Below are 24,511 nucleotides of genomic sequence, written 5' to 3' on the forward strand. Positions count from 1 at the left end.
CAGAGCGAGTGTGGGGGAAGCGGCGCCTTCGGGCGCCGCTTCTCCGCGTCCGGGGTCAGTACGGACCGGGGCCGGGGTCCTCGGCGATCTGGACCATCGCCTTGCCGGTGTTCGCGCCGGTGAAGAGCGCATTCAGTTGGTCGACACAGTTCTCGAGGCCGTACCGGAGGTCGATCTCGAAATCCATCTTCCCCTCGCGGCGCCACTCCCACATGCGGTCCCAGGCTTCGGGATAGCGCTGCACGTAGGCCATGCCCTGGAAGCCGACCATCTTCGCCTGCTTGTTGATGAGGTTGAGGTAGTTCGACGGGCCGGGCGGGCGCCCCTTCTCGTTGTACATCGAGATGGCGCCGATGATGACCACGCGGGCGCCGATGGCGAGGCGGCGCAGGGCGAGGTCGAGGATGTCGCCGCCGACGTTGTCGAAGTAGATGTCGAAGCCCTTCGGGCGGATCTCCTTCAGGCGGGCGGCGAGGTCCTCCGTGCGGCGGTTGAGGCAGACTTCGGCGCCGATCGACTCGACCCACCGGCACTTCTCGTCGCTGCCCGCGATCCCCACGACGGTGGCCCCGAGGTTGCGAGCGGTCTGCACCGCGACGGACCCGGTGGATCCGGCCGCGGCCGAGATGAGGACGCTGTCGCCCTCCTCGATCTCACCGAGGTCGGTGAGGCCGAAGTAAGCGGTCGCTGCGGCCGATGCGATGACGGCGATCTGGAACACGGCGTCGTGGTCCGCCGGGAACGCGTTGACGAACGGGTCGTCGCCGTCGGCGACCACCCAGTCCTGCCAGCCCGGCAGCCCGCCGCCGCACCACATGCCCGGGGTGTAGTCGGGATGGCGGCTCTCGATGATCCGCCCCATGCCGCCGCCACGAACGGGAGCGCCGATCTCGACAGCCGGGAGGTAGCCCTCGCCCTCGTCGAGCCAGGAGCGCACGGCGGCGTCCATCTGGAGGTACACCATCCGGATCAGCACCTGTCCGTCACCGAGCTCGGGCATCGGCCCGTCGACGACCTCGACGTCGTCGTGCTTCAGCATCCCGTCGGGGCGGTGGCGCAGCACGACCTGGCGGTTGGATCGCACCAGGGGGTCGGGCATGTCGGCCAGGGTGAGGTCGGTCATGGCGGCGAGTTTCGCGCAACGGCGCGCGGACCGTCAGCGGAGCGAGTCGAAGATCGCCTCGAGATCGTTCGCGGTCGTGGTGGGGTTGACGACGCAGTAGCGCAGGACCGTCTCGCCCTCCCAGGTGGTCGGTACGACGAACGACGAGCCGGCCGCGAGCTGTGCGTCGCTCCAGGTTCGGTACTGCTCCGGGGTCCAGCCGATCCGGCGGAACACCACGATGGAGAGCTCGGGCTCGACCACGAGTTCGAGGTGGGGAAGCTCGCGGATCCGCCCCGCGCCGGCGTGGGCCACGGCGAGCCCGGTCTCGATCGCGTCGCGGTACGCATCCGTGCCGTGGGTCGCAAGGCTGAACCAGAGGGGGAGCCCCCGGACCCGGCGGGAGAGGTGGTGGGCGTAGTCGCTCGCGTTCCAGTCGTCGGCCTCGTGGAGCACGTCGAGGTACGCCGCCTTCTGGGCGTGGGCGGCCCGGGCGAAGCGGGGCGTGCGGTAGAGGAGGGCGCACGAGTCGAACGGGGCGAACAGCCATTTGTGCGGATCGACGATGAAGCTGTCGGCGCGTTCGATCCCCACGAACCGGTCCCGCACCGAGGGCGCGGCCAGCGCGGCGCCGCCGTAGGCGCCGTCGACGTGGAACCACGCGCCGCTCGCCTCGCAGGCGTCGGCGATGCCGGCGAGATCGTCGATCAGGCCGCCGTTCGTCGTGCCCGACGTCGCGACGATCGCGAAGAGGCGATCTCGATCCTCGTCGTCCATCGCGTCGATCGCTGCGGCGACGTCCGCGCCCTGGAGTCGTCCGTCGACGGTGGGGACCAGCCGGACATCGGCGTCCATCGCCTGCGCGGCCTGGTCGATCGAGGAGTGGGCCCGGGCCGACGCGAGGATCAGCCCCCGGGTGCGGTCGTGGGTGCCGTCCGCCTCGTGGCGCCAGCGCCAGCGCGCCACGAGGAGCGCGCTGAGGTTGCCCGCCGTGCCGCCGCTGACGAAGACGCCGCCCGCGTCCGCCGGCATGCCCGCGAGGTCGGCGATCCAGCGCAGCGCCTCGTTCTCGGCGTGGATCGCGCCGGCGCCCTCCATCCACGAGCCGCCATAGATGCTCGAGGCGCCGACGACGAGGTCGAAGAGGACCGCGGCGCGCGTCGGCGCCGCGGGCACGAACGAGAGCATGCGCGGGTGATCCGACGAGATGCACGCCGGCGCGAGGACCTCCGCGAAGATGCGCATCGCCTCGATGCCGCCGATGCCGGTCGGGGTGATCGTCGTCCCGGCGTCGGCGGTCAGTTCGGCCGCGGGGCGCGGGCCGTCGAGCGGCGGTGGCGCCAGCGCGATCCGCTCGGCGGCGTAGGCCAACACGGCCGCCGCGACGTCGTCGGAGGTGGAGCCGTCCCCGTGCATGGGGCAAGTCTCGTCGCGATCCGCTGCAGGTCCGTCGATCCCCGGGTCGTACGATGGGGGGATGGACTCCGGCCTGCACGAGGGCGTGCCGACGCATCTGCGGGTGGCGATCTGTCAGGTCAACCCCACGGTCGGGGACCTCGACGGCAATGTCGGTCTCGCGCTGGCCGCCCTGGCCGAGGCCGAGGACGCCGGCGCTGATGTCGCCGTGCTCCCGGAGATGATGATCACCGGCTATCCGCCGGAGGACCTCGTCCTCAAGCCCGGGTTCGTGGCGGACTGTCGGGCGTCGCTCGAGAAGTTCGCCGCGCAGACCCGCCGGTGCGCCGTGGTGATCGGCTTCGCGGACGGCGATCCCGGCACCGGGCGGGCCATCCCGGATGTCGCCGGTGTCGAGCACTTCAACGGCGTGTGGAACGCGGTGGCGGTCTGCGCCGAGGGCCGGGTCTTCGGCACCTACCACAAGCGCCATCTGCCGAACTACGACGTGTTCGACGAGCTGCGGCACTTCCGGCCGGGCGACGAGTCGCTCGCCCTCTTCGAGATCGCGGGCGTGCCGGTGGGCGTCACGCTGTGCGAGGACTCGTGGATTCCCGACGGTCCCGTCACGCAGCTCGCCCGCGGCGGCGCCCGGCTCGTCCTCAACGTGAACGGGTCACCGTTCCGCACCGGCAAGCAGGCGGTGCGCGAAGGGGTGATCTCGGAGCGCGTCCTGGAGTCCGGCGTCCCGGTCGTCTACGCCAACCTCGTCGGCGGACAGGACGAGCTGATCTTCGACGGTGGGTCCTTCGTCGTCGCCGAGAACACCGACGGCGCCGCGGTCGTGGCCCGCTGCGCGTCGTTCTCGGAGGGCGTCGATGTCTTCGATGTCGAGCTGCCGCCCGTGCGCGCCACGATGGACCGGTACCGCACGATCACCGTGTCGCCCACGCCGCGGGCGGCTCGTACCGTGCTCCCGTCGCCGATGGTGCCCCGGCTCGATCCGCTGGCCGAGCAGTGGGAAGCCCTGGTGATGGCCACCCGCGACTATGTCCGCAAGGCCGGGTTCACGTCCGTGTGCCTCGGCATCTCCGGGGGCGTCGACTCGTCGCTGACCGCGGCGATCGCCGTCGACGCGCTCGGCCCGAGCAACGTCCACGGCATCCTGCTGCCTTCGCGCTACTCGAGCGACCACTCGCTCGACGATGCCCACCAGCTCGCCGCGAACCTCGGGATCGCGACGCATGTCGTGCCGATCGAGCCGGCCCATGCTGCGCTCACCGAGATGCTGTTGCCCCATGTCGCCGACGGCGCGATCGAGGTCGGCGACCTCACCGACCAGAACCTCCAGGCCCGCATCCGGGGCGTCGTGTGGATGGCGATGGCCAACGAGCACGACTGGCTCGCGCTCACGGCCGGCAACAAGTCCGAGGCCGCCGTCGGCTACTCGACGCTCTACGGCGACACCGCCGGGGCGTACGCGGTGATCAAGGACGTGTGGAAGCTCGGCGTCTACGAACTCGGCCGGTGGCGCAACGAAGTGGCGATCGCCGAGAACGGCTCACCGCTCATTCCCCTCAACGTGTTGGCCAAGGCGCCCTCCGCCGAGCTGCGCCCGGGTCAGACCGACGACCAGTCGCTTCCGCCCTACGAGGTGCTCGATCCGATCCTCCAGGCCTATGTGGAGGACGACCGCACGGTGGCGGAGATCATTGCGCTGGAGATCGCCGATCGGGCGGTCGTGGAGCGGGTGTGCCGGCTCGTCGACCTCGCCGAGTTCAAGCGCCGTCAGACCCCGCTCGGCGCCCGGATCTCGAAGAAGGCGTTCGGTCGCGATCGACGCATGCCCATCATCAACCGGTACCGCGGCTAATTTCGCCACGGAGCGTCACGGGTGGTGACGCCGACCGAACCCCCTCGGGAGGATGGGTGACGCACGGTTTGACGACAGTGCAATCCGCTCGCGTCGTCGGCGAGCTGCACTGGGCCGCGTCCCGCCTCTTCGAGGTGCTGGGCCTCTGGGCCGCGGAAGCGGACCGGGCGGACATCGCCGTCTCGATGGCCACGTCGTCGCGCCATCTCGGCTGGCACGCGGCCGACCTCGCCGACCTCCTGCCCGATTCGGTGCTCCTCGAGGACGAGGTGCGCACCGAACCCCACGCCCCCGAGGTCGACGCCGCCGTCGAGGCGATCCGGGCGATCCCCGGCTCGGTCGAGCGGCTCGCCGTCACCCATCGTGTCTTGCTCTCCCGCGTCGCGGCGCGCTGTGTCGCGATCGAACGGGTCTCGGCCCCCCACAACGACGCCGCCCTGGCCCGGGTGCTGGCCTTCTTCCTCCAGGATCTCCGCCGCGATCGTGACGACGGTGAAGCGCTTCTGGGCCGCTTGCTGAGCGACGTGGACAGCGTCGAGCGGGCGAACGCCCGGGTGCTCGAAGCCGAGCGTCGTCTCGTCGAGGCCGGCGGGCTCCTTCCCGTCCACATCGAGTGACCGGGGCCTGGGCCCTACGACTCAACTCCGTCCGAGAAAGCAGCTGGTCCTCATGCTCGATGGGGATTGCGCCGAACACAATACGCGGACCTGCCGGTGGTGGAATCACGATCGGTGGGTATCGTGCATCAATTAGCCGGTAGCGACGAGAGGGCAACTCTGTGGCGAAGGAACGTGTCGAACGGGACGAAGAGGATCTTGTTCGGCTCTACCTCACCGATATCGGCCAGTACCCACTCCTGACGAAGGAGGACGAGGTCCGCCTCGCCCAGGAGATCGAGGGTGGCACCGAAGCCCGCACGGAGATGGACGCCGCCGACGGCGAGCTCACTCCGGCCAAGAAGCGCGAACTGCGGCGCGCGATCCAGAAGGGCGAGGCTGCCGAACGCACCTTCGTGCAGTCCAACCTGCGCCTCGTCGTGTCGATCGCCAAGAAGTACCAGGCCTCCGGTCTGCCGCTGCTGGATCTCATCCAGGAGGGCAACCTCGGCCTCATGCACGCCGTCGAGAAGTTCGACTGGCGCAAGGGCTTCAAGTTCTCCACCTACGCCACCTGGTGGATCCGCCAGGCGATCACCCGCGGCATCGCCAACACCGGCCGCACGATCCGCCTCCCGGTCCACGCCGGCGACACGCTCGCCCGGCTCCAGAAGGCCCGCGCCCGCCTCGAGCTGAAGTACGGCCGTCCGGCCACGCTCGCCGAGCTGGCCATCGAAGTCGAGATGCCCGAGGAGAAGGTCACCGAAGCCCTGCGCTTCGCGGCCGAACCGCTGTCGCTCTCCGAGCCGTTGCGTGAGGACGGCGATGCCGAACTCGGCGACGTCGTCGAGGATCGCGGCGCCGACTCGCCGTTCGAGGTCGCCGCCACCGCGCTGCTGCCCGACGAGATCTCCCGACTGCTGGCCCCGCTCGACGAACGTGAACGCGAGATCCTCAAGCTGCGCTTCGGTCTCGACCGGGGCGAGCCCCGCACCCTCGAAGAGGTCGGCGAGCACTTCAACCTCACCCGTGAGCGGATCCGTCAGATCGAAGCTCGCGCGATGTCGAAGCTGCGCCACCCGTCGAGCGACACCGGCGCCCGCGACCTCCTGAGCGTCTGAGGTCTCCGCCTCCGGCCGTGATGGCGGAGGTGGACGGGAATCGAACCCGCCGGACAGGGATCACCCATCCCACCCGCTTTGAAGGCGGGGGAGCCCACCAGGCGCTCGGACACCTCCGCTCGGCAACCTATCGGGGCCGCGGGGACATCTCGCAGTCGGCTCGCTACGGTCACGGCCATGTCGAAGAACCGTCTCGTCCTCGTCGCCGTCCTCGTCGTGCTGGTGGCGATCCTCGCTCGCAAGGTCAAGAACTGAGCTGAGGGCTGCCCGCCGTCACCACGGCCAGCGCGACTTCGGGCGGGCCCGGCGTGTCCTCCACAGCAGCGCCGCGCCGGCGGCCAGCCCCACGCCCACGGCGCTCGCACCGATGGTGCGCGGCCGCGGCGCGGCGATCGACCCCTCCCGCAGCGGGCGGGGGTGCTCGAAGGTGCGGATCTCCCACCCCCGGGCCTCGGCTTCCTTGAGCAGACCGCGGTCTGGGTTCACCGCGACGGGGTGTCCGACGCACTCCAGCATCGGGAGATCGGTGATCGAGTCCGAGTAGGCGAACGACTGCTCGAGATCGAGCGCGTGGCGGTCCGCTTCGCGCTCGATGGCCTCCACCTTGTGGATGCCGGCGGAGTAGAACTCGACCTCGCCGGTGTAGCGACCGTCGGCGTCGACGCGGGCCCGGGTGGCGATGGCGTCGTCGACCCCGAGGTGACGGGCCATCGGCAGGACGATCTCCTCGGGTGACGCCGACACGAGGTAGACCCGTCGGCCGGCCTCACGATGTGACTCGATCAGCTCGAGCGCTTCGGCGTAGACGAGGGGGTCGATCACCTCGGTGAGGGCATTGTCGACGAGGGCGGAGATCGTGTCCTTCTCCCAGCCGACGGCGATGCGCAACGCGGTCTCGCGCATCTTCTGCATGCGTCCCTCGTCGGCCCCGAGGTAGCGGAAGACGATCTGGCCCCACAGGGCGCGCACGACGAGCCATCGGTTCAGCAGACCCTCCTGCTGGAGCCGCGGCCCGAACGCGAGCATGGCCGCCTTCGCGATGACGGTCTTGTCGAGATCGAAGAACGCCGCTTCGGTGCGCGGCTGGTCGGCCATGGCGCCAGCCTACGAAGGCGCGGGCCTCAGGCGAGTTCGAGGACGGTGCTCGGCCCCCACTCGCCCGTCTCGGTGAGCGACATGACCTCCGGCCCGACCCGGAGCCGGGCGGTCGACTCGTAGCGGGAGCGGATCGCCGCGGTGTCCTCGGTGAGCAGGAGCGCGCTGATCTCGTCGACGAGCGTGTCGGGGGCGGCGGTGTTCTCGTCGCCGGCGAGGGCGCCCCAGTCGTCCCATGGCAGCATCTCGATCTTGTTGAGCGACGCGAGGTCGCGCCCCACGTTGCCGGCGATGAACCAGGCGCCCCACATGTCGAGAATGCCGAACGTGTCGGGATCGAGTTCGCCCGCACGCGTGCGTTGCCAGGCGTCGCCGGCCGAGAGGAAGTGGTCCTCGGGGAGATCCGTCGGGTCGGCGACGCCGGTCACCTCGGACTGGAGGGCGTCGAGTTGGGCGTCGAGTTGCACCCAGCGGACGCCGTCCCAGTGTTCGACGATCCAGTGGTCGACCCACTTGCCCGGCTCGAAGTAGCCGCCGAACCCGCAGCGGGCCCGCGCCGGCGTGCCGGCCCGGCGCAGCAGTGCGACGGACAGCGTCGAGAAGTCGCGGCAGTTCCCGAGGAACCGCCCCTGTGGCGTGCGGGCTTCGGTCAAGGGTCGGTCGTCGCGGGTGAGCACGCCGGTCAGAAGTGCCGTCGCGCCGCGGGCCTGGAGCTCCGCCTGGCGCTCGGTGACGTCGAGCACGTCGTAGGCCGCGGCCCAGTGGGGGTGGACGAGCAGCCCCTGCACCATCGACGCGATGCCCGCGGGGTCGGTCGGGGCGTCGCGGAGTGCGCCGGCGTGAGGGGTCAGGTCGGTCATCGGTCCCGGAGACGCGTAGAAGTCGAGCGCGTCACGGGAGGGGATCATGGCGACAACGTAGGTCGACGGGTTGGGGCTGTCACTCGGTCGGTCTAGGGTCGGCTCCACACGACTTCCCCCGTTGAGCCCGCTCGCCGTCGGCGAGCAGTTCCGGGAGTCGATGTGTTGTCCATCTGCTGGTCGCCCAAGGGCGGCACCGGTGTCACGATCACCGCCGCGGCCCTGGCGCGGCACCGCGCCCCGCGTGGCGACACCATCCTCGTCGACCTCGCCGGGGATCTCGCCGCCGCGCTCGGGAGCGCGACCGACACGCCCGGGGTGAGCGACTGGCTCGCCCATCCCGATGCGCCGCCGGATGCGCTGCGGGCGCTCGAGCTCGAGGTGGTGGCGGGGCTCCGGCTGCTGCCGGCGGGTGCCGCTCCCGGGGTGGCGTTCGATCCCGAGCGGTCGGCGATGCTGCTCGACCTCTGCGACCGCTCGGCCGATCACGTCGTGGTGGACGCGGGGCGGCTCGCGGTGGAGTCCGAGTGGTGGCCGGCGTCGGCCGAGTCCGTCGTCGTGGTGCGCAACTGCTACCTCGCGCTTCGGCGCCTCTCCGCGCTGCCGGAGCGGCGCCGCACCGTCGTACTCATCGAGGAGGCGGGCCGGGCGCTGAGCCGGCGCGATGTCGCCGGTGTCGCGCCCGGCCCCGTCGTCGCGGTGCCGTGGGATCCCGGTGTCGCTCGGGCAGTCGACGCCGGCCTGCTCGCCTCGCGACTCCCGCGGTCGCTGCGCAACCTGGAGCGGGTGTGAGCGACCTCGTCGATCGGGTCCACGCCCAGTTGGTCGACGCGGCCGGCGGACCGGACGACATCGAACGAGTGCTGCGCGAGCACGCACCCCTGCTCGGGGCGGCCGAGCACGCGGCCCTCCGCGAGACGATCGCGTCGCGGCTCCGAGGCTTGGGCGCGCTGGACCCGTTGCTGGCCGACCCGCTCGTCACCGACGTGATGATCAACGGCCCGGGTGTCGTGTGGGTCGAACGCGACGGGGTCGTCGCGCCGTCGTCGGTGGAGGTCGACCGGGCCGAGCTCGACATGATCATCGAGCGGATCGTCGCGCCGATCGGGCGTCGCATCGATCCCCTCCAGCCGTGGGTCGACGGGCGTCTGGCGGATGGCAGTCGGGTCAATGTCGTGGGTCGACCGGTGGCGATCGACGGCCCCTATGTCACGATCCGTCGCTTTCCCGGCGACCGGCCGCGGCTTGCGGCCTTCGTCGACGAGGGCGACCAGGCCACGGTGGACACACTCCGCCGGCGCGCCCGGGCGGGCGAGACCATCGTCGTCAGTGGCGGCACGGGCACGGGCAAGACATCGCTGCTCAACGCCCTCGCCGCCGAGCTGGACCCGACCACGCGGATCATCACCGTCGAGGACGCGGCCGAACTCGCCCTCGGCCTCCCCCACGTCATCCGGCTCGAATCGCGCCCCGCCGGCACCGAGGGTGACGGTGCGGTCGACTTCCGTGATCTGGTTCGCACCGGCCTGCGGATGCGGCCCGACCGGCTCGTGATCGGCGAGATCCGGGGGCCGGAGGCGTTCGATCTGATGCAGGCGTTCAACACCGGTCACCGCGGCGGGATGGCGACCGTCCACGCCAACTCGCCGGCCGACGCCCTCCGGCGTCTGCTCACCCTCGTTCTGTCGGCGGACACCGGCGTGCCGGCCGGCGTCGTCGCCGATCAACTCGCCGCCGCGATCGACGTGGTGGTGCATCTGACGCGCGGGGCCGGCGCGGTCCGTCGCATCGCCGACATCGTGACCGTCCACGAATCACTGGAGATCCGGCCGTGCTGATCGGACGACGTCGGACGGGCACGGCGTGGCAGATCGAGCGCCTCTCGCCGCTGCTCTACGCCCTGAGCCGCGAGCTGCGGGCCGGGGCCACCGTGCATGCAGCGGTCGACGCCGTGGCCCACGACGCGGCCGTCGCCGGACCGGAGTTCGTCGAGATGGCCCGCCGGGTGGCGGCCGGCGCGCCGGTGATCGACCAGTTGGACCGTTGGGCGACGCGGCTGGACCATCCGGACGCAGAGCTCGTCCGGGCGGTCCTTGCGCTCGGGGTCACGACCGGCAGCGCGCTGGCCGCAACGCTCGACCGGGCCGCCGGTCGTCTCGCCGATCGGGTCGAGCTGCACCGCGAGATCCGCACACTTGGTGCTCCGGCCCGGGCCTCGGCCCTCGTCCTCACCGTCGCCCCGGTCGGTTTCCTCGCCCTGCTCGCGTCGGTCGACGACCGGATCGTCGAGACCGTGCTCACCCATCCGGTCGCCGGTGGGTGTGTGGTGGCGGGCCTCGTGCTGAACGTCCTCGGCTGGCTGTGGATGCGGCACCTCGCCGCGGGGGTCGAGGCATGACCGCGACGGTCGTGGCCACCGCGTTGGCCCTCGTGGTCGTTCGGCCGTGGCGCGCGCCGGCCCGTTCGCTGCGCGCCGCGGAGAACCACGATGTGGTGGCCCGCTGGCGCTCGATCGTCGTCGTCGGCGGTCCGCTGTGGGGTGCGGCCGTGGGCATCGCCGCTCTGACCGCCCCGCCCCTCGCGGTGCTGGTGCTGGCGTGGCCGACCGTCCGGCAGTGGCGGGCAACGCGGCGATCTCGGGTCGACCAGGACCGCGCCGTGGTGCAGGCCCTCCCCGACGTGGTCGATCTGCTCGTGCTCGGCGTGGGCTCCGGTGCCACCCCCCGGGCGGCGATCGAGATCGCGGCGCCCTGGCTTCCCGAGCCGTTCGGCTCGGCACTACGGCGAGCGGTGAGTCGCAGCGAGCGCGGGGAGCCCTTCGGCGTCGCCCTCGCCGCGGCCTGTAGGCCGTTGGGCGACCTCACCCTCCCGCTGGTCAGCCTCTTCGCCGACGTCGAGCTCGGCAGCGGAGCGGTGCTCCCCGGGCTCGTCCGGATCGGCGACGATGCCCGCCGCCGGCGCCGGGCCGACGCCCACGAGCGCGCTCGTCGGCTCCCCGTCACGTTGCTGCTCCCACTCGTCCTCTGTGTGCTCCCGGCCGTCGCCCTGATCGGCATCGTGCCGCTGCTGTTCGCGTCGCTCGGCGAGTTCCGGTTCGCCCCGTGATCGAGCTTCCCCCCGTCCCACGAATCCAAGGAGAAGAAGCCATGCCCGATCACCCCCAGGAACGCACCACGCCGGGTCACCCCGTGTTGTGGCTGTGGTGTCGGATCCAGAGCCGGATCGCGACCGGCGAGCGCGGTCAGACGACGGCCGAGTACGCACTCGTCGTGCTCGGCGCGGCCACCGTGGCGATGCTGCTCATCGCGTGGGCGACGGACACCGGCAAGGTGGCCACGTTGCTCAACAAGGTCGTGGCCTCGGTGAGCGACCGGATCGCGTGACCGTGCGGGAGCGGGGACAGTCCACGGTGGAGCTCGCCCTCGTGCTGCCGCTCGTGGCTGTCCTCGCGCTCGCGATCGCCCAGGTCGCGCTGGTCTCTCGCGAGCGGGTCCTCGTCACCCACGCGGCGCGGGTCGGGGCCCGCTCAGCGTCGGTCGGTGCGGCGGACGCCGACGTGCGCCGCGACGTGTTGGCCGCGGTCGACCTGGACCCGGCTCGTGTCGCCGTCGAGGTCGCCCGCTCGGCCGGACAGGTCGAGGTCGTCGTGCGCTACCGCTCGGCCACCGACCTGCCGCTGGTCGGCGCGCTCCTCGACGACGTCGAGCTGCTCGGCCGGGCCCGGATGCCCCGCGAGCCGCCATGACGGTCGGCCGCGGGGCTAGGTGAGTCGGAAGCGGGACGGGTAGTCGTCGGTCCCGAAGGCGATCCAGGTGTCGTTCGCCATGCTCTGGGGCACGGTCATGCTCACCAGGAGCGTGTGGCCGGCCGCGAGGGTGTGGTCGACCGCACCGAGGTTCACCGTGACGACACCGAAGTCGTCGCCGAAGGCGCTCTGGGAGAAGAGGGCCGATCCGGTCGCGATGGTCGTGCAGTCGGTCGACTGGTTCGTGCAGTCGACCAGGCCGGCCTGCAGCGCGCCGGAGAGGTCCTGGTCGAAGTCGGGGGCGGCCACGTAGAGCCGGAGGGTCGCGTTGCCCGTGATGGAGGTCTCGTCGGCGAGGGTGATCGCCCAGGCGGTCACGTTGTCGGCGTCGATCTCGATCAGGCCGGTCGGGCCGGACGTGAGGGTGTGGCCGGGATCAGCGTTGGCTGCGCTGTCCCAGTTCGTCGCGCCGGTTCCGCTCGTTCCCGACACCAGACCGTAGAGCGATCCGCCCGAGCCCGGGCCGAGATAGCCGCCCGCGAAGGCCGACGGTGGCAGGGTCGTGGTGGTGGTCGTGGTCGTCGTGGTGGTCGGCACCTCGAAGACCTCGGCGAGCGTGGTCGTGGTGGTCGGCGCGGCCGTGGTCGTGGTGGCGGGTGCCGCGGTGGCGGGCGGCGACACCGTCGTGGCCGGCGACGTCGTCGTCGTGGTGGTCGTCGTCGTGCTGGTCGTGGTGGTTGCGGGCGCCCGCGTCGTGGTGGGTGGTGCGGTGGTGGCCGTCATCTCGACGACGATCTCCTGCACGACCCGTTCGGCGGCCAACTCCGGATCCGGCTGGTTCATGGCCGGCGCCACCACCGTGATGGCCGCGAGGGCGGCGGCGATCGTGGAGGTCGCGGCCGCCGGGATCTGGGCGACCGACGTCGCCTGCATCGCCATCGGCGAGTTCGCGAGCCAGGCGCCGACCTTGCCGCGCTGGTTGGGGGCCAGGACGACATTCAGGAACGCCCGCACGACGTCGGGATCGAACTGGGTGCCGGCACAGCGGGCGAGCTCGGCCTGGGCGTCCTCGTGGGAGTACGCGGGCTTGTACGCCCGCACGGACGTCATGACGTCGTAGGCGTCCACCACGCTGATGATCCGACCCGCGCGCGAGATCTCGGTGCCCTTCAGGCCCCGGGGATAGCCGCTTCCGTCCCAGTTCTCGTGGTGGTCACGCGTGGCGCGGGCCCATTCACCGAGCCAGCCCCGCATCGGGCGGATGAGCTTCCATCCCTCGTTGGGGTGGGTCTTGAGCCGGGACCATTCGCGATCGGAGAGCTTGGTCTGCTTGTTCAGGACGTCGGCGGGAACGGTGAGCTTGCCGACGTCATGGATCAGTCCGGCCCACTGGAGCTTCATCCGCTCGTCGGCCGTGAGTCCCATCTCGACCGCGACGAGATCGGCGTAGGCCCGCACCCGTTCGGTGTGGCCCCGGGTGAGGCGGTCGTGGGCGGTGAGCTTGCCGACGATGCGCAGGAGGTACTCGGCCGCTTCCTGGGCGCTCGCGTTCTCGAGGGCGGCGACCTCCTGGGCGAGATGCTTCGCGGTGCCCCGGCGCAGCGCCAGCTTCATACGGGACGGCGCCTGGTCGGGGAACACGATGGAGAGCTGCAACAGGGCGGGCAATGGCACCAGTTGGCGGGCGACGCGGTCGATGCCGACGAGCGCGATCGTGGAGACGACCGAGAGGGCGGACCAGCGGGCGACCGCTTCGATCACGCTCCCGGCCGGGCCGAGGAGACTGTTCAGCTCCCATGCGCCGGCCACGACCGCGAGGAAGGGCACACCGAGCATGGCGAGGCGCGCCAGACGGGCGAGGGCCGGTCGGCTGCGCCATTCGGCGGCGCGTTGCTCCAGGGGAGGGGTCCCCACCTCGTTGGACATACCGCTTCCCATCGGTTCGGAAGTCCATGGCTGCATGGGCCGAACGGCCCAACGAAGCGGAACTCAGGCCGAGGTGACCGTTGCCAGCACCGCCCGCAGCAGCCGGGACGCGCCCGATTTGTCGAGCGGCTCGTTGCCGTTTCCACACTTGGGTGACTGCACGCAGGACGGGCAGCCGTCGACGCAGGCGCACGCGTCGATCACGTCGGCGGTCGCGGCGAGGTGGCGTTCGCCCGCCTCCCAGCCGAGCTCGGCGATGCCGGCCCCGCCCGGGTAGCCGTCGTAGACGAAGATCGTGGGGGCGCCGGTGTCGGCATGGTTGGCGGTGGACACGCCGCCGACATCCCACCGGTCGCAGATGGTGAAGAGGGGAAGAAGCCCGATCGCGGCATGTTCGGCCGCATGGAGCGTGCCGCCCACGTCGGCGCCGGCCTGAGCAACGGTGTCGTGATCGACCGTGTACCAGAACGCCCGGGTGACGAGCCGCTGCTCGGGGAGATCGAGGGTCTCGTTGCTCAGGATCTTGCGGCTGCGCGACTCCCGGAGCTGGTAGCCGGTGACCTGGGTGATCACCTCGACGGACCCGAGATGCAGCGTGGCCGCACCGACCGGGCGGGTGCGCTCCACCTCGAGCACCCGGATGTCGGTGTTGCTGCGGGCCTGGGTGTACTCGCCCCCGTCGGCCTCCACGACGCGGGCCTCCCGCTCGACGAGGTCGAGGGTCAGCACCTCGAAGGACTGTCCGCGGTGGAGGTAGATCGCCCCGGTGTGGACGGCGCTGTGGGCCCGGGCCTCGTCCACGGTGCCGATCAGACGGTCGGTGTGGTGGTCGACGATGCGCACCTCGCCCGACGATCCCGAGCGGAGGCTGATGCCGCGCGACGGATAGCCCGTGCCGCACCAGTGGGCGAAGGGTTCCTCCGTGCCGTTGCGCCACCGCCGGCGCATGCGTAGATCGTCGAGCGCGACGAGATCGCGCACGCCGTCGTGCAGTTCCTCGTCCGTCCAGAACCGCAGGTCGTCGTAGCTGATCGGGAGCTCGTAGGCCGCGCAGGCGAGATGCGGGTTGCGGATGTAGGGATTCGCGGTGTTCACCACGCAGGGCTCGGGCGGGCGGGAGAAGACCTCCTCCGGATGCGCCATCAGGTAGCGGTCGAGCTGATCCTCACCGCCGACGAGCACGGTGACCGACGCGGCGCTGCTGCGCCCGGCCCGACCGGCCTGCTGCCACATCGAGGCGATCGTGCCGGGGAACCCGTTCATCACGCACGCGTCGAGCCCACCGATGTCGACGCCGAGCTCGAGCGCCGACGTGGACACCACGCCGCGGAGGTTGCCGCCGAACAACTCGTGTTCGATGGCCCGTCGCTCCTCCGCGAGATAGCCCGCCCGGTAGGGCACCACCGACTCCTCCAGCTCGCTCGGCAGCCGGCGGGCGATGTCGGCCGCGACCAGCTCGGTGCCCTTGCGGGACCGGCAGAAGGTGATGGTGCGATGGCCCGACTCCACGAGCGCGGCGGCGACCGACGCGCACTCGGAGTTGGCCGACGAGCGCGCCCCGGTGGCTTCGTCCACCACGGGCGGATCGAGGAGCGCGAACCGACGGGGTCCGGCCGGGGAGTCGTCGTCGGTGATCGCCGTGACCGGGGCGCCGCACAGGGCCGACGCCAGCCGGGCCGGTTCGCCGATGGTCGCCGAGCAGAAGATGAAGGTGGGATCGCTGCCGTAGTGACGGCAGATCCGCCGGAGCCGGCGGAGGATGTGGGCCACGTGGGTGCCGAAGATGCCCCGCAACACGTGGAGCTCGTCGATCACGACATAGCGGAGCCGCATGAGGAGGGCGTCCCACTTCTGGTGGCGAGGGAGCAGGCCGCCGTGGAGCATCTCCGGATTCGTGAGCAGCACGTTGGCGTTGTCGCGGACCCAGGCCTTCTCCTCCCGGGTGGCGTCGCCGTCGTAGGCGCCGGCGACGAGGTTCGGGAAGTCCAGGGCGGTCAGCGCCCGGAGCTGGTCGTGGGCGAGTGCTTTGGTGGGGTAGAGGACGAGCGCGGTGCCGGGCTTGATCGGGTCGTTGACCGCCTCGGCGATCGGCAGCTGGAAGCAGCGACTCTTGCCGGAGGCGGTGCCGGTCGCGACGACGACATTCGTGCCCTCGCGGGCGAGGTCGATCGCCGAGGCCTGGTGGGCCCACAGGGGGGCGTCGTCGATCGAGCCGGCGATCAGGTCGGGGAGCGGACGGCTCAGCCCCGCGAACCGTTCGCCGCGGGCGGGCACGTCCTCGACGTGGACGAGCCGGCCGTCGTCGGCGAGCTCGGCAAGGAGGTCGTCGAACGCGGCGGTGCGTCGGAGCGGCGGTGGCGCGAGGCGAAGGTCGGGCGCGTCGAGGCCGGGCGAGTCGAGGGACTGCGGCTCGGGGGCGAGCGCCATTCCCCGATCGTACGAGACGGGTGTGACCAAATCACATGGATGTGGTCCGCGGGGGCCGGACACGGCGCGGCACGGACGGGGTCCCGGCGCGTATTAGCGTCGTTCTGTGCAGATCGTGACCGCCACCCACCATGTCGGGGACTGGACCGTCGTCACGGTGGCGGGGGAACTCGACGTCGTCGGAGGCCCCGATCTGCGCCACGCCGTCATGCGCGAGGTGCAGGCCGGACACAACCGGCTCGTGCTCGACCTCACCGGGGTCGACTTCCTGGACTCGTTCGGACTGGGTGTGATCGTCGGGGCGCTCAAGCGGGTCCGTCTGCTGGACGGCGACCTCCGACTGGTCGTGCCCGAGCCGCGCCTCCGACGCGTTTTCGAGGTCTGTGATCTCGACCGGGTGTTCGAGATGTATCCCGACGCCGAGGCGGCGAGCGCATGAGCGGCCCGGAGCAGACACCGGGCGACGAGATGGCGGTCGCGGACTTCCGCCCCGGTGAGATCGTCCTCGAGATCCCGGCCCGCACCGAATACGTCTCCTTCGTCCGCGTGGTCGTCGCCGCAGCCGCGGAGATCGAGCCGGACATGGATGTCGACCGGATCGACGACCTCCGCGTGGCGGTGTCCGAGGCGACCACGAACGCGATCGAGGCCCACGGTCTGCGCGGTGTCGACGACCGGATCCGGATCCAGTGCAACCTCGCGGACGACGAGGTCGCGGTCGTCGTCCACGATCAGGGAATGGGGTTCGAACCCGAGGAGGTGCCGGCCCTGCCCGAGCCGGACACACCCGAGCGGCTGCTCCACGAGGACGGCCTCGGCGTGCACCTCATGGAGCTGCTGGCCGACGAGGCGGAGATCTCGTCGACCGATTCGGGCACGGACGTCCGACTGGTCGTGTATTCCTCGAGGCGTCGCCGCGAACAATCTGACGGATAGCGTTTCTCTCCGTCTATGGCATCCCACGATGATCTCCCCCTCTCGCCACTGACCTGGATCGGTGGCGATCGCCGCCTCGCTCGCCGGGTCGGACGCCCGGTCCGCAACTTCCTGCGCATCGAGGCGGCCGGCGGCATCCTGCTGCTGATCGCCACGATCGCGGCCCTCGTGTGGGCCAACTCACCGTGGAGCGACAGCTACCACGAGATCCTCGACACCCACATCAGCATCCACATCGGCGATCTCGTCCACCTCGACGAGTCCGTCCTGCACTGGATCAACGACGGCCTGATGGTGATCTTCTTCTTCGTCGTCGGGCTCGAGATCAAACGCGAACTCGTCGTCGGTGAGTTGCGAGACCCGCGGGCGGCGGCCTTGCCGGCCATCGCCGCGATCGGCGGCATGGTCGTGCCTGCGGCGATCTTCATCGCCTTCAACAGCTCCGGCCCGGAGTTCGACGGCTGGGGTATCCCGATGGCCACCGACATCGCGTTCGCCATCGGCGTCGTGTCGCTGCTCGGCAATCGGGTGCCGAGCGCGATGAAGGTCTTCCTGCTGACCCTCGCGATCGTCGACGACATCGGCGCGATCGCGGTGATCGCCATCTTCTACACGGACGACTTCTCGTCGGGCTGGTTCCTCGTGGGCATGGCCGCGATCCTGGTCGTGCTGGTCATGCGGGTCGTGAAGATCTGGTGGATCCCGGCCTACGTCCTCGTGGGCGCGTTCGTGTGGTTCGCCGTCTTCGAGTCCGGCATCCACGCGACGATCGCCGGTGTGATCCTGGGCCTGATCACCCCGGCGAAGCCGCTCCTTCCGGAGGCCGAGGAAGAGGACCTCGACGACGTGATCCGCGCCGCCGTGCGCGGCGATGCCAGTGCCCCGGTCGTGCGCCGGGCGAACTTCGAGCTGAAGGAGAAGGTGTCGGTCGTCGAGCGGCTCGAGGACGTGCTCCACCCGTTCTCCAGCTATCTCATCATCCCGGTCTTCGCCCTCGCGAACGCGGGCGTCGAGCTGTCGAGCGACACCCTGCGCGAGGCGGCCACCGCACCCCTGACCCTCGGTGTGGTGTTCGGCCTCGTGGTCGGCAAGATCGTCGGCGTCTCGCTCGCGACCGGGATCGCCGTCAAGACCGGGATCGCCCGCCTGCCGAGGGCGGCCACCTGGACCCACGTGTTCGGTCTCGCCGCCATCGCCGGCATCGGTTTCACGGTCTCACTTTTCATCACCGGGCTGGCCTTCGACGATCAACTGCTCGTCGACGAGGCCCGAATCGGTATCCTCGCCGCGTCGTTCATCGCGGCGATGGTCGGCGTGCTCATCCTGCTGCGGGCCAAATCGGTCGTCGAGGTGGACGTCGACGACACCGCAGCAGCGAAGTAGTTGACAAGACCCCTCCCCATCAGTTTGGTTGCGCCTCGTGGCAAATGCCCTCGTCATCGTCGAGTCTCCGACGAAAGCAAAGAAGATCGCCGAGTACCTCGGCGCCGGATTCACCGTGGAGTCGTCCATCGGTCACGTCCGTGACCTCCCGCGCAACGCCGCCGACGTGCCGAAGGCGTACAAGGGCGAGAAGTGGGCCCGCACCGGCATCGACGTCGACAACGGGTTCAAGCCGCTCTATGTCGAGAACGCGGACAAGAAGGACCACATCAAGCTCCTGAAGTCGCTCCTGAAGGACGCCGACGAGCTGTATCTCGCGACGGATGAGGATCGTGAGGGCGAGGCGATCGCCTGGCACCTGATCGAGGTGTTGAACCCGCAGGTCCCGGTCAAGCGGATGGTGTTCCACGAGATCACCGAACGGGCGATCCAGGAGGCGATCGAGTCACCCCGCGAGCTCGACCGCAAGATGGTCGACGCCCAGGAGGCCCGCCGCATTCTCGATCGTCTCTACGGCTACGAGGTCAGCCCCGTCCTCTGGAAGAAGGTCATGCCGGCGCTGTCGGCCGGCCGCGTCCAGTCCGTCGGCACCCGCCTCGTCGTCGAGCGCGAACGCGAGCGCATGGCGTTCATCGCCGCGAGCTACTGGGACATCAAGGGCATGTTCGCCGCCGTCGAGGGCGACACGCGGGAGTTCTCCGCCGCCCTGGCCCAGATCGACGGTGTCCGGCTCGCGTCGGGCCGTGACTTCAACGACGACGGCACCCTTTCTCGCGACGACGTGGTCGTCCTCGACGAGGCTGCCGCCACGAGCCTGGTCGACGACCTCGAGGGCGTGCCCTACGAGGTGCGGTCGCGTGAGTCGAAGCCGTACCGGCGCCGTCCGGCTGCGCCCTTCATCACGTCCACGTTCCAGCAGGAGGCCGGCCGCAAGCTCGGTCTGTCGTCCGCCATGGCGATGCGGGCCGCGCAGGGACTCTACGAGAAGGGCTACATCACCTACATGCGAACGGACAGCACGACGCTGTCCGCCACCGCACTCGAGGCGGCCAAGTCCACCATCCTCGAACGCTACGGCAACGACTTCTACCCGGCCGACGGCCCCCGCCTCTACACGAAGAAGTCCAAGAACGCCCAGGAGGCGCACGAGGCCATCCGCCCGGCCGGCGACACGTTCAAGACGCCCGATCAGGTCGCCGGCGAGGTGCCGATCAGCGAGGCCCGCGTCTACGAACTGATCTGGAAGCGCACCGTCGCCTCCCAGATGACCGACTGCACCGGCGAGACCGTGCAGCTCCGCCTCGGCGCGACCAGTGCCGGGGGCAAGGACGTCGAGTTCAACGCGACGGGCACGGTCATCCAGCACCGCGGTTTCCGCGAGGTCTACGAGGAGTCCGTGGAAGCAGCCCGCAACGGCGACGAGTCCGAGGGTGACGACGACGAGCGGCGCCTGCCGCCGCTGCAGCAGGGCGACAGCGCCCGGGCCGCCGGCCCGCTGGAGTTCGCCGGGCACGAGACCCAACCGCCCTCGCGCTTCACGGAGGCGTCGCTCGTGAAGCGCCTGGAGGAGCTCGGGGTCGGCCGTCCCTCCACCTACGCGTCGATCATCGGCACGATCCAGGATCGTGGCTATGTCTGGAAGAAGGGGTCGGCCCTCGTGCCGTCGTTCACCGCCTTTTCCGTCGTGAACGTGATGGAGGGCCACTTCCCGAACCTCGTCGACTACGCCTTCACCGCGAAGATGGAGGACGACCTCGACAAGATCGCCGGCGGCAGCGAGTTCGCCGAGCCGTGGCTCACCCGCTTCTACTTCGGTGAGGGTGGTGACGGTGAGCCGGGTCTGAAGGAGAAGGTTTCGACGCGGCTCCCCGACATCGACGCCCGCGCCGTCAACACCATCCCGCTCGGCATGAGCGAGGACGGCAAGCCGGTCGTGGCGCGCGTGGGTCGCTACGGGCCCTACGTCCAGCTGGGTGACAGCGAGAACGCCGACGACAACTCGACCGCGTCGATTCCCGACGACATCCCGCCCGACGAGCTCTCGCTCGAGAAGGCGATGGAGTACCTGTCGCAGCCGAAGGAGGGTCGGATCCTCGGGCAGGACCCCGAGACCGGCATGGACATCTACGCGAAGGCCGGACGCTTCGGCCCCTACGTGCAGGTCGGCACGTTCGAGGAGTTCGACGGCACCGACGAGAAGCCGAAGACCGCCTCGTTGTTCTCGACGATGACGCTCGAGGACGTCACCCTCGAAGACGCACTGAAGCTGTTGTCCCTGCCCCGCACCGTCGGCGTCGATCCTGCCGATGGCGAGGACATCACCGTGCAGAACGGGCGCTACGGCCCCTACCTCAAGAAGGGCAAGGACAGCCGCAGCCTCCAGACCGAGGAACAGCTCCTCACCATCACCCTGGACGAGTGCCTGAAGATCCTCGCGGAGCCCAAGCGGGGCCGGGGCCAGGTCGCCAAGCCGCCGCTGCGCGAGATGGGGCCGGACCCGGAGACGGGCAAGGACATGATCGTCAAGGACGGCCGTTTCGGCCCCTACGTCACCGACGGCGAGTACAACGCGTCGCTGCGCAAGGGTGACACGGTCGAAGAACTGACCGTCGACCGGGCCGCCGAACTGCTCGCCGACCGCCGGGCCAAGGGGCCGGCGAAGAAGGCCAAGAAGAAGGCGGCCAAGAAGAAGAAGTCGGCCAAGAAGAAGGCGACCAAGAAAAAGGCCGCGAAGAAGAAAGCGTGACGGATCCAGGCGGACGGTCCTGCTCCGACCGCCTAGGGTGAACTCGGTGGGAGACAGTCAGTCGAGCAGCGCGTCCCGCATGGGCGAAGCCATGTCGCAGACGCGCCAGGCGGGTCGGATCGAGTCGATGTTCGGCTCCCGCGAGTTCTTCCGCCTGTGGATCGCGCAGGTCATCTCGGCCACCGGCGACTGGCTCGGCCTGCTCGCCACGATCTCCCTCGCCGCCAAGCTGAGCCCGGGCGGCAACGAGGGCACGGCCATCGCGATCGTGCTGGCGACGCGCATCGCGCCGGGCTTCTTCCTGGCCACCGCCGCCGGCATCATCGTCGACCGGTTCAACCGCAAGCGCCTGCTCCTGGTCTGCGACATCGGCCGGGCGATGGTGATGTTCTCGCTGCCCTTCGTGGACAGCCTGTTCGGGCTGATCATCGCCTCGTTCCTGCTCGAGATCTTCACGATGCTGTGGTCGCCGGCCAAGGAGGCGATCGTCCCGAACATCGTCCCCACCGAGAAGCTCACCACGGCGAACTCCCTCAACGTCGCGGCCGCCTACGGCATGTTCCCGGTCGCCGCGGGCATCGCAGCCCTGCTCGCCAAGGTCGCGGAGTCGCTGGCGGACGAGGGCTGGGTCGACACCTGGCGGCTCAACGAGGAGGGACTGGCGTTCTATGTCGACGGGATCTCGTTCCTCCTGACCGCGCTGATCATCTACACGATCGCGTTCCCCGTCCGTCCGCGGGACGAGCGGGGGAAGGAGGGCCGCGAAGGATGGGACCTCGGCGGTGCCTGGCGTGAGTTGCGCGAGGGCTGGCGCGTCATCGCGGTCAACCCGATCGTGCGAGCGGTGAACGTCGGCCTCGGGGTCGGCGTGATCGGCGGCGGCATGCTCGTCCCGCTGGGGGCGATCTATGTCGACGAGCTGATCGTCGGGGACGACGCGGACTTCAACCTCGTCCTCTTCGCGCTCGGGCTCGGGATGGCGCTCGGCGTCATCACCGCGTCCGTGCTGCAGAACCGCATCAACCGCTCGGCGGTCTTCCCGGTGGCCCTCATCGTCGCGGGCGGCGCGCTCTTCGTCGTCTCGTCCTCGCCGTTCCTGTCCGTCGTTGTGCCGGTCATCGGCATCGTCGGCTTCGCGGCCGGGCCCATCTACGTGCTCGGATTCACGCTCCTGCACGAGAACGTCGACGACGAACTCCGGGGCCGCATCTTCAGTGCGCTGCTCGTGCTCGTCCGGTTCTGCATGCTCTTCGCGCTGGCGATCGCCCCGCTCGTCTCCGAGGGGCTCGACACGCTCTCCAACCGCTGGTGGGACGGGGATCTCAACCTGTTCGGACTCACGATCCTGGCGCCGGGCGTCCGTCTCACTCTGTGGCTCGCGTCGTCCACCATCATCGGCGCCGGCCTGTTGGCGTCATGGAGCCTGCGCGCCGGGAGCGGTGCCTATCTCGCCCACGACGAGCCCGGGGGGATCGACCTAGCGGCGGCCGCGAGCGTCCTTGCCCCACGGGACGCGGAGTCGGACGACGACGATCCGGCGCTCTCGGAGGAGCGGTGTTGACCGGACTCCTGATCGCGTTCGAAGGCGCGGACGCGTCCGGTAAATCCACCCAGGCCCGTCGACTCGGCGAGCGGTTGGGCCTGCCCGTCACGTTCCAGTTCGGCGCCACCGACATCGGTGGCGCGATCCGGTCCATCGTGTTGGACCCCACGAACGACAACCTCGACGACCGCGCCGAGGCGTTGCTGATCATCGCCGACAAGGCCCAGCATGTCGCCGAGATCGTCGGTCCGGCGCTGGCGATCGGTGACACGATCATCAGCGACCGGTTCACGGCCTCGACGATCGCGTACCAGGGCTTCGGCCGGGGCCTCGACCTCGACCTTCTGGCGGCGATGATGGACTTCGCGACCCACGGACTCGAACCGGATCTGACGGTGCTGTTGGACGTCGACCTCGAGGTGGCCCGGGAGCGGCTCGGTGACCAGTTCGACCGGATCGAGGGCGCCGGCGCCCAGTTCCACCGGCGGGTGCGGGACGGCTACCTCACCCTCGCGGAGGCCGACCCCGACCGCTGGGTCGTCGTCGACGCCGGCGGAACGGTGGAGGAGGTCGGCGCCCGGGTCGACGCCGCCGTCGACGCCTGGTTTGATCGGCATCGATGACCGACACCGCCGCTCCGACCACTGCGGACACGGACCCGTGGCGCGCGGTGGTCGGCCAGCCCGATGCCGTGCGTCGCCTCGCGGCCGCCGCGGCCAACCCGGTGCACGCCTACCTCTTCGTCGGGCCGACCGGAGCCGGGAAGCGACGGGCGGCCGCGATCTTCGGTGGAGAGGTCCTGGCCGCGGTCGACCCGGACCGCGCCGAGCGCCACCGTCGCCTCGCCGCGGACGACAAGCATCCCGACGTCGTCGTGATCGCCCCGCGCGGCACCATGCTGCGCAAGGGCACCGACGCCGACCCGGGCGAGGTGAGCGAGATCATCAAGGAGGCGACCCGCTCACCGATCGAGGGGTCGCGCAAGGTGGTCGTCGTGGACCAGTTCCACACCGCCGAAGCCGTGCCGTCCAACATGCTGCTGAAGCTCGTCGAGGAGCCGCCGGCCAGCACGATCTTCGTGCTCCTCGCGACCGACGTCCCGCCTCACCAGATCACCATCGAGTCGCGCTGCACCCGCGTCGACTTCGGGGCGCTGTCGGCCGATGACATCGCGGCCGCGCTCGTCGCCGAGGGGCTGGCCGACGCCGAACGTGCCGTCGTCGTCGCCGGGGCGGCCAACGGTGATCTCGCCCGGGCGCGGGTGCTCGTCCTCGACGAACGACTGGCCGGACGTCGTGACGCCTGGTGGTCGGTGCCCGACCGGCTCGACGGCACGGGCGCGGCGGTGGGCGCCCTCGTGGAGGAGCTGCGCACGCTGATCGATGACGCGTCGGCGGCGCGCGTCGCCCGCCACGCCGAGGAGATCGCGGCGCTCGAGGAACGCGAGGAACAGCTGGGCACCCGCGGCTCCGGCCGCCGCGAGATGGAGGCCCGCCACAAGCGTGAGCTGCGACAGTTCCGCACCGACGAGGTGCGGTTCGGACTGGCGACGCTCGCTCGCCGCTATCGGGAAACCGTGGCGTCGGGTGACCCGCGCCAGGGGCCGCTTGACGCCGTCGACCGGATCCGCGCGGCGGCCGACGCGCTGGTCCGCAACCCCAACGAGGCGCTGTTGCTCCAGGCCCTCTTCGTCCGTCTCCCACCCCTCGGCTGAGCCGCGATCCCGCCGGAACCAGGGAGGATCGGCCGGGCCGGTTTGGTAC

General features: G+C 70.4%; 22 protein-coding genes and 1 tRNA gene. 16 read left to right on the forward strand and 7 right to left on the reverse strand.

Going from position 1 to position 24,511, the window contains the following annotated elements; genetic code table 11:
• Positions 1–55: 55 nt before the first annotated feature.
• Both R8F63_18665 and R8F63_18670 read right to left on the reverse strand, forming a co-directional pair.
• Positions 56–1,123, reverse strand: coding sequence for an NADP-dependent oxidoreductase (locus tag R8F63_18665; GenBank protein ID MDW3220635.1), 1,068 nt, complete (start codon positions 1,121–1,123; stop codon positions 56–58).
• 33 nt (positions 1,124–1,156) lie between these two features.
• Positions 1,157–2,518: a pyridoxal-dependent decarboxylase gene (locus R8F63_18670; GenBank protein MDW3220636.1), complete on the reverse strand. Its 1,362-nt coding sequence runs from the start codon at positions 2,516–2,518 to the stop codon at positions 1,157–1,159.
• Between the two features lie 61 nt (positions 2,519–2,579).
• Here R8F63_18670 and R8F63_18675 point away from each other — a divergent pair, with 61 nt between their 5' ends.
• The 3 genes from R8F63_18675 to R8F63_18685 all read left to right on the forward strand — a co-directional run bounded on the left by R8F63_18675 (position 2,580) and on the right by R8F63_18685 (position 6,087).
• Complete coding sequence (locus R8F63_18675; GenBank protein MDW3220637.1) at positions 2,580–4,370, forward strand: NAD+ synthase; 1,791 nt, start codon at positions 2,580–2,582, stop codon at positions 4,368–4,370.
• A gap of 77 nt (positions 4,371–4,447) precedes the next feature.
• A complete protein-coding gene (locus tag R8F63_18680) occupies positions 4,448–4,987 on the forward strand; it encodes a hypothetical protein (GenBank protein MDW3220638.1) in 540 nt (179 codons plus the stop codon).
• 161 nt (positions 4,988–5,148) lie between these two features.
• Positions 5,149–6,087 carry a sigma-70 family RNA polymerase sigma factor gene (locus R8F63_18685; GenBank protein ID MDW3220639.1) on the forward strand — a complete coding sequence of 313 codons (939 nt, stop codon included), beginning with the start codon at positions 5,149–5,151 and terminating at the stop codon, positions 6,085–6,087.
• A gap of 21 nt (positions 6,088–6,108) precedes the next feature.
• On the opposite strand, the gene R8F63_18690 is transcribed toward R8F63_18685, so the two are convergent.
• The 3 genes from R8F63_18690 to R8F63_18700 form a co-directional block, all read right to left on the reverse strand.
• Positions 6,109–6,204: transfer RNA gene (locus R8F63_18690), tRNA-Sec, on the reverse strand.
• A gap of 156 nt (positions 6,205–6,360) precedes the next feature.
• Complete coding sequence (locus R8F63_18695) at positions 6,361–7,182, reverse strand: HAD-IB family hydrolase (GenBank protein ID MDW3220640.1); 822 nt, start codon at positions 7,180–7,182, stop codon at positions 6,361–6,363.
• A 26-nt stretch (positions 7,183–7,208) separates the two neighbouring features.
• Positions 7,209–8,090 carry a transglutaminase-like domain-containing protein gene (locus R8F63_18700; protein MDW3220641.1) on the reverse strand — a complete coding sequence of 294 codons (882 nt, stop codon included), beginning with the start codon at positions 8,088–8,090 and terminating at the stop codon, positions 7,209–7,211.
• 117 nt (positions 8,091–8,207) lie between these two features.
• Here R8F63_18700 and R8F63_18705 point away from each other — a divergent pair, with 117 nt between their 5' ends.
• From R8F63_18705 to R8F63_18730, 6 genes are read left to right on the forward strand one after another with little or no spacing between them, the layout of a single operon-like run.
• A complete protein-coding gene (locus R8F63_18705; GenBank protein MDW3220642.1) occupies positions 8,208–8,834 on the forward strand; it encodes a hypothetical protein in 627 nt (208 codons plus the stop codon).
• A complete protein-coding gene (locus tag R8F63_18710; protein ID MDW3220643.1) occupies positions 8,831–9,880 on the forward strand; it encodes an ATPase, T2SS/T4P/T4SS family in 1,050 nt (349 codons plus the stop codon). Before R8F63_18705 ends, R8F63_18710 begins: the two co-directional genes overlap by 4 nt.
• Positions 9,874–10,440, forward strand: a complete 567-nt coding sequence (locus R8F63_18715; protein ID MDW3220644.1) for a type II secretion system F family protein — start codon at positions 9,874–9,876, stop codon at positions 10,438–10,440. The genes R8F63_18710 and R8F63_18715 overlap by 7 nt, the downstream gene beginning before the upstream one ends.
• The gene (locus tag R8F63_18720) at positions 10,437–11,147 is read left to right on the forward strand and encodes a type II secretion system F family protein (protein MDW3220645.1); all 711 of its coding nucleotides are present in this window, start codon (positions 10,437–10,439) and stop codon (positions 11,145–11,147) included. Before R8F63_18715 ends, R8F63_18720 begins: the two co-directional genes overlap by 4 nt.
• 41 nt (positions 11,148–11,188) lie before the next feature.
• Positions 11,189–11,425 (forward strand): DUF4244 domain-containing protein, encoded by a 237-nt coding sequence (locus tag R8F63_18725; protein ID MDW3220646.1) that lies wholly within the window; start codon positions 11,189–11,191, stop codon positions 11,423–11,425.
• Positions 11,422–11,787, forward strand: coding sequence for a pilus assembly protein (locus R8F63_18730; GenBank protein MDW3220647.1), 366 nt, complete (start codon positions 11,422–11,424; stop codon positions 11,785–11,787). Before R8F63_18725 ends, R8F63_18730 begins: the two co-directional genes overlap by 4 nt.
• A 15-nt stretch (positions 11,788–11,802) precedes the next feature.
• On the opposite strand, the gene R8F63_18735 is transcribed toward R8F63_18730, so the two are convergent.
• On the reverse strand, positions 11,803–13,713 hold the full coding sequence (locus tag R8F63_18735) for an HD-GYP domain-containing protein (GenBank protein ID MDW3220648.1): 1,911 nt from the start codon (positions 13,711–13,713) through the stop codon (positions 11,803–11,805).
• A gap of 63 nt (positions 13,714–13,776) precedes the next feature.
• A complete protein-coding gene (locus R8F63_18740) occupies positions 13,777–16,140 on the reverse strand; it encodes a DEAD/DEAH box helicase (protein ID MDW3220649.1) in 2,364 nt (787 codons plus the stop codon).
• Positions 16,141–16,246: 106 nt separating this feature from the next.
• Between R8F63_18740 and R8F63_18745 the strand changes: the two genes are divergently transcribed.
• The 7 genes from R8F63_18745 to R8F63_18775 are packed head-to-tail and all read left to right on the forward strand — an operon-like array spanning position 16,247 to position 24,462.
• Positions 16,247–16,579 (forward strand): STAS domain-containing protein, encoded by a 333-nt coding sequence (locus R8F63_18745; protein ID MDW3220650.1) that lies wholly within the window; start codon positions 16,247–16,249, stop codon positions 16,577–16,579.
• Positions 16,576–17,076: an ATP-binding protein gene (locus tag R8F63_18750; protein MDW3220651.1), complete on the forward strand. Its 501-nt coding sequence runs from the start codon at positions 16,576–16,578 to the stop codon at positions 17,074–17,076. Before R8F63_18745 ends, R8F63_18750 begins: the two co-directional genes overlap by 4 nt.
• 15 nt (positions 17,077–17,091) lie before the next feature.
• Complete coding sequence (gene nhaA / locus R8F63_18755) at positions 17,092–18,459, forward strand: Na+/H+ antiporter NhaA (protein ID MDW3220652.1); 1,368 nt, start codon at positions 17,092–17,094, stop codon at positions 18,457–18,459.
• Positions 18,460–18,496: 37 nt separating this feature from the next.
• Positions 18,497–21,205, forward strand: a complete 2,709-nt coding sequence (gene topA / locus R8F63_18760) for a type I DNA topoisomerase (protein ID MDW3220653.1) — start codon at positions 18,497–18,499, stop codon at positions 21,203–21,205.
• A 46-nt stretch (positions 21,206–21,251) separates the two neighbouring features.
• Entirely contained in the window at positions 21,252–22,766 is a 1,515-nt protein-coding gene (locus R8F63_18765) for an MFS transporter (GenBank protein MDW3220654.1), read from the forward strand.
• Entirely contained in the window at positions 22,763–23,371 is a 609-nt protein-coding gene (gene tmk, locus R8F63_18770) for a dTMP kinase (protein ID MDW3220655.1), read from the forward strand. Before R8F63_18765 ends, tmk begins: the two co-directional genes overlap by 4 nt.
• The gene (locus R8F63_18775; protein MDW3220656.1) at positions 23,368–24,462 is read left to right on the forward strand and encodes a hypothetical protein; all 1,095 of its coding nucleotides are present in this window, start codon (positions 23,368–23,370) and stop codon (positions 24,460–24,462) included. Before tmk ends, R8F63_18775 begins: the two co-directional genes overlap by 4 nt.
• Positions 24,463–24,511: the final 49 nt, after the last annotated feature.

It is taken from the genome of Acidimicrobiales bacterium (genome assembly GCA_033344915.1).
GTDB lineage: Bacteria > Actinomycetota > Acidimicrobiia > Acidimicrobiales > Aldehydirespiratoraceae > JAJRXC01.

Coding starts and splice junctions, on each gene's coding strand:
- R8F63_18665 (MDW3220635.1), bottom strand. CDS start 1,123: ATGACCGACCTCACCCTGGCCGACATGCCCGACCCCCTGGTGCGATCC.
- R8F63_18670 (MDW3220636.1), bottom strand. CDS start 2,518: ATGCACGGGGACGGCTCCACCTCCGACGACGTCGCGGCGGCCGTGTTG.
- R8F63_18675 (MDW3220637.1), top strand. CDS start 2,580: ATGGACTCCGGCCTGCACGAGGGCGTGCCGACGCATCTGCGGGTGGCG.
- R8F63_18695 (MDW3220640.1), bottom strand. CDS start 7,182: ATGGCCGACCAGCCGCGCACCGAAGCGGCGTTCTTCGATCTCGACAAG.
- R8F63_18700 (MDW3220641.1), bottom strand. CDS start 8,090: ATGATCCCCTCCCGTGACGCGCTCGACTTCTACGCGTCTCCGGGACCG.
- R8F63_18720 (MDW3220645.1), top strand. CDS start 10,437: ATGACCGCGACGGTCGTGGCCACCGCGTTGGCCCTCGTGGTCGTTCGG.
- R8F63_18725 (MDW3220646.1), top strand. CDS start 11,189: ATGCCCGATCACCCCCAGGAACGCACCACGCCGGGTCACCCCGTGTTG.
- R8F63_18735 (MDW3220648.1), bottom strand. CDS start 13,713: ATGTCCAACGAGGTGGGGACCCCTCCCCTGGAGCAACGCGCCGCCGAA.
- R8F63_18740 (MDW3220649.1), bottom strand. CDS start 16,140: ATGGCGCTCGCCCCCGAGCCGCAGTCCCTCGACTCGCCCGGCCTCGAC.
- R8F63_18750 (MDW3220651.1), top strand. CDS start 16,576: ATGAGCGGCCCGGAGCAGACACCGGGCGACGAGATGGCGGTCGCGGAC.
- nhaA (MDW3220652.1), top strand. CDS start 17,092: ATGGCATCCCACGATGATCTCCCCCTCTCGCCACTGACCTGGATCGGT.
- R8F63_18775 (MDW3220656.1), top strand. CDS start 23,368: ATGACCGACACCGCCGCTCCGACCACTGCGGACACGGACCCGTGGCGC.